Below are 1476 nucleotides of genomic sequence, written 5' to 3'. Positions count from 1 at the left end.
CGTCGATAGCACCTTTGCAGACGGCAAGCTCATCACGACCGCTTTCAACAAGACCCTTTGGGCGGTGGAAAAAGCGCCGCAGGGCGAGATCGACAAATTTAAAGAGTGGAACACCTTCCGCGAAAGCAGCGGCGGGCTAAAGACCTCGTGGTATAGAGATCGCCCCGTCGTGCTAACCGTCAGGGCAAAAAAGGCCTACGTCCTATCGATCGCAAGCGACCCCGCAAGCGAGTTTATGTATATGTTCTCCGTGCCGAATGAGGTTTCAAAAAAAGTCGTCGTCATCAGGGTCGATAAAAACGATCAAACCCTAAGCGCCGAAAGCGTCCTAAAAGCGGGCGCAGGGCTTGAGCTAAAAGACGGGCGCGATCTAAACAACTACTACATCACCGGCGCCGACGTGAAAAACGGCAAAATTCTAGCGCTTAGCAAAAATTACAACACCCTACTCGTCGTGGACGCAGAGACGATGAGAGCGGTGGATGCCTACGAGCTGCCTGCCGTCGGCGATATGCACGCTATCGCGATCAAGGGCGAGTCGCTCTTCATCCTAAGCGTGGAGGGCGGACAGGACGTCGTGTATGAGCTCGAAAGCCCCGCGATTTAAAATTTAGATAAAAGGAGCGGTCATGAGAGGTGTTTTTAAAATTTTACCCGAGGATGCGGCAGATTTTGCAGCGGTAAATTTAAAGGCGCGAGCGATTATTTCGGCGGGGTCTTTTAGGGCGCGAGCGGCGGTAAATTCGAGGGCGCGGACGGCGGTTTTAGCAGGCTTTATTTTGGCGGCGACATTAGCGCTTGCGATGCCTGCAGGCGCGACCGAGACGGGCGAGACACACGAAACGGCATCAAATTTCAAAGCGCGAACGGATAAAATTTGCCTGCAAAAGACGAGTTATAAAACAGAGGGCGGTGCCGTGCCGCGCTACGAATATGAAGTGAGCCAAAACTACGACGCCAAAACCCGCCGCCTAGAAAAAATCTACAAAAAGAGCGGCGAAGAGGGAGCGTCCGTATCGAAAAGCTTTAGCAAATTTGACGAAAGCGGCGAGCGCGAGATCGAAAATATCGAATACGACTGGGACGCGAATACAAACAAATTTCGCGAAACGGCGATGAGCAAGCAGGAGATCGCAAAGGACGGCTCGAAAATTTATTTTAGTCTGCAAAAGGACGGCAAGCCATACGAGGGTGAAAAAGCCGTCGAAAAGCGCGAGGGCAAAACGGAAATTTTGCAAAATTTCACGCTAAAAAATGGCAGATGGACGCCGACGCACCTTACAAAAAGGATTGTCGATGAAAGCGACAGAAACAATTTCGTATCGACCTACGAATGGAGCGCCAAAGCGAAAAAATGGATGCCGTACGAAAAATCGATATATCACTACAACGGCGACGCTTACGCGGGCTCCGAAGGCTACGCATGGCGCGGCAAATGGGTGCCGCTTACAAAACATACCGTCTTTACGGCGGCGG

General features: G+C 51.7%; 2 pseudogenes. Both read left to right on the top strand.

Going from position 1 to position 1476, the window contains the following annotated elements:
* Nucleotides 1-607, top strand: a pseudogene (locus Q0277_RS00870) (disulfide bond formation protein B); the annotation flags it as partial.
* Between the two features lie 22 nt (nt 608-629).
* Nucleotides 630-1476, top strand: a pseudogene (locus tag Q0277_RS00865) (hypothetical protein); the annotation flags it as partial.

The sequence above is a fragment of the uncultured Campylobacter sp. genome, assembly GCF_938030815.1.
Classification (GTDB): Bacteria; Campylobacterota; Campylobacteria; order Campylobacterales; family Campylobacteraceae; genus Campylobacter_B.
This window is presented reverse-complemented; position numbering and strand designations above follow the sequence as displayed.